This is a genomic window from Falsochrobactrum ovis, assembly GCF_003259955.1.
Lineage (GTDB): Bacteria > Pseudomonadota > Alphaproteobacteria > Rhizobiales > Rhizobiaceae > Brucella > Brucella ovis_A.
Window position 1 is genome coordinate 1 of the sequence record NZ_QLMK01000034.1, and the last position, 3253, is coordinate 3253.

The window sequence follows — 3253 nt, forward strand, 5'->3', positions numbered from 1 at the left end:
TTTTGTGTGCTTTGCAGACCTGGCAGCGACCTACTCTCCCGCGTCTTAAGACGAAGTACCATTGGCGCTGGAACGTTTCACGACCGAGTTCGGGATGGGATCGGGTGCAGCCGCTCCGCCATAACCACCAGGTCGGCGAAGAACACAAATTCGAGAAGCTGTAGTAGTTGGTTGTTTTGTCCTGACGCTGTCGCGGCTTTCGCCGCTTCGCTCCGGACCGGCCGGCCAATCATGGCCGACGGTCAGTCGACCTTGCGAAGTTAAAACTTCGATTGCTCGACTATTGCTGATAATATTCAGCATGCGACTGTATGTTAGCGCTGATGCGCCGCACCGTCCGTAGGCCTTTGGCCATGAGGACAGGTGATTAATCTTTACTGCTGTATAATCTAAGATCGCTATAATTCAGCACACGACTGTGTGCCGCCGATAGTTCGGCGCCCCGTCCGGAGCGTAGCGGTGATAACCGCGACAGCGTGAGGACAGGAGAACAATCTTTAAAAGCGCGACTGCGCGTCGGCAATTGTTTTGCCGCCCTCGCGGAGGATCAGCAGCGCAGCTGCGTGTGATCCGTGAGCGCTTTTAATCATCAAGCTTTGCTTGATGGATATAGTCAATGAGAATGATCAAGTCGATCGAGCTATTAGTACCGGTCAGCTACATGCATTGCTGCACTTCCACATCCGGCCTATCAACGTGGTGGTCTTCCACGGCTCTGATAGGGAATACTTGTTTTCAGGTTAGTTTCCCGCTTAGATGCCTTCAGCGGTTATCTAGTCCGTATATAGCTACTCTGCTATGCCGCTGGCGCGACAACAGATCCACCAGAGATACGTCCATCCCGGTCCTCTCGTACTAGGGACAGATCCTGTCAATATTCCTACACCCACGGCAGATAGGGACCGAACTGTCTCACGACGTTCTGAACCCAACTCACGTACCGCTTTAAATGGCGAACAGCCATACCCTTGGGACCTGCTCCAGCCCCAGGATGCGATGAGTCGACATCGAGGTGCCAAACAACCCCGTCGATATGGACTCTTGGGGGTCATCAGCCTGTTATCCCCGGCGTACCTTTTATCCGTTGAGCGATGGCCCTTCCACGCGGGACCACCGGATCACTATGACCGACTTTCGTCTCTGCTCGACTTGTCAGTCTCGCAGTCAGGCAGGCTTATGCCATTGCACTCAGCGAACGATTTCCGACCGTTCTGAGCCTACCATCGCGCGCCTCCGTTACTCTTTAGGAGGCGACCGCCCCAGTCAAACTACCCACCATACACGGTCCTGGACCCGGATAACGGGCCGCAGTTAGACATCCATAAGATTAAGGGTGGTATTTCAAGGATGACTCCACAAAGGCTGGCGCCCCTGCTTCAAAGTCTACCACCTATCCTACACATAACGTCACGAATGCCAGTGTAAAGCTATAGTAAAGGTGCACGGGGTCTTTCCGTCTAACCGCAGGAACCCCGCATCTTCACGGGGAATTCAATTTCACTGAGTCTGCGTTGGAGACAGCGGGGAAGTCGTTACGCCATTCGTGCAGGTCGGAACTTACCCGACAAGGAATTTCGCTACCTTAGGACCGTTATAGTTACGGCCGCCGTTTACTGGGGCTTCAATTCAAGGCTTGCACCTCTCCTCTTAACCTTCCAGCACCGGGCAGGCGTCAGACCCTATACGTCGTCTTGCGACTTCGCAGAGCCCTATGTTTTTGGTAAACAGTCGCTACCCCCTGGTCTGTGCCACCCCCAATTGGTTGCCCAAATGAAGGTCACGCTTCTTCCGAAGTTACGCGTGCATTTTGCCGAGTTCCTTCAACGCAGTTCTCTCAAGCGCCTTGGTATTCTCTACCAGTCCACCAGTGTCGGTTTAGGGTACGGTCTAGATGCAGGAGCTATTTCCTGGAACCGCTTCACTGCAAGATCAATCCAATAAGACCTCACAATACACACGATCCGTCACTACCTGCAGGCCCACGAATATTAACGTGGTTCCCATCGACTACGCATTTCTGCCTCGCCTTAGGGGCCGGCTAACCCTGCTCAGATTAACTTTAAGCAGGAACCCTTGGACTTTCGGCGAGAGTGTCTCTCACACTCTTTATCGTTACTCATGTCAGCATTCTCACTTCTGATACCTCCAGGAGCCCTCACGGGTCCCCCTTCACAGGCTTACAGAACGCTCCGCTACCACGCACATAAAATGTGCATCCACAGCTTCGGTGTATGGCTTGAGCCCCGGTACATTTTCGGCGCAAAGACCCTTATCTAGACCAGTGAGCTGTTACGCTTTCTTTAAATGATGGCTGCTTCTAAGCCAACATCCTGGTTGTTTTGGGATCCTCACATCCTTTCCCACTTAGCCATAACTTAGGGACCTTAGATGGTGGTCAGGGTTGTTGCCCTCTCCACGACGGACGTTAGCACCCATCGTGTGTCTGCCCAGTAGTACTCCTCGGTATTCGGAGTTTGATTAGGATCAGTAAGACGGTGAGTCCCCATAGCCCATTCAGTGCTCTACCCCCGAGGGTATTCGCTGGACGCTCTACCTAAATAGATTTCGCGGAGAACCAGCTATCTCCAAGTTTGATTGGCCTTTCACCCCTAGCCACAAGTCATCCCAATCTATTGCAACAGATACGGGTTCGGTCCTCCAGTACATGTTACTGTACCTTCAACCTGCTCATGGCTAGATCACTTGGTTTCGGGTCTAATGCAACGAACTAAACGCTCTGTTCAAACTCGCTTTCGCTACGCCTACACCTACCGGCTTAAGCTTGCTCGTTACACTAAGTCGCTGACCCATTATACAAAAGGTACGCTGTCACCCAGAACAAATCTTGGGCTCCAACTGTTTGTAGGCATTCGGTTTCAGGTACTATTTCACTCCCCTCGTCGGGGTGCTTTTCACCTTTCCCTCACGGTACTGGTTCGCTATCGGTCATGCACGAGTACTTAGGCTTGGATCGTGGTCGACCCATATTCAGACAGGATTTCACGTGTCCCGCCCTACTCAAGGACTAAAAACAGAATTACGTGTACGGGGCTATCACCCATTCTAGCGCAACTTTCCAGATGCTTCCACTTGTCTCATTCTTAGCCACTGGCCTGGTCCGCGTTCGCTCGCCACTACTAGCGGAGTCTCGTTTGATGTCCTTTCCTCCGGGTACTTAGATGTTTCAGTTCCCCGGGTTCGCTTCTTACACCTATATATTCAATGTAAGATACCTTATAACGATAACTAGAAA

At 52.0% G+C, this 3253-nt stretch carries 2 rRNA genes; both read right to left on the reverse strand.

Features of this window, described 5'->3' with window-relative positions:
* Positions 1–17 precede the first annotated feature (17 nt).
* Positions 18–132: ribosomal RNA gene (rrf, locus tag C7374_RS15725) — 5S ribosomal RNA — on the reverse strand.
* A gap of 490 nt (positions 133–622) precedes the next feature.
* Positions 623–3253: ribosomal RNA gene (locus tag C7374_RS15730) — 23S ribosomal RNA — on the reverse strand; the annotation flags it as partial.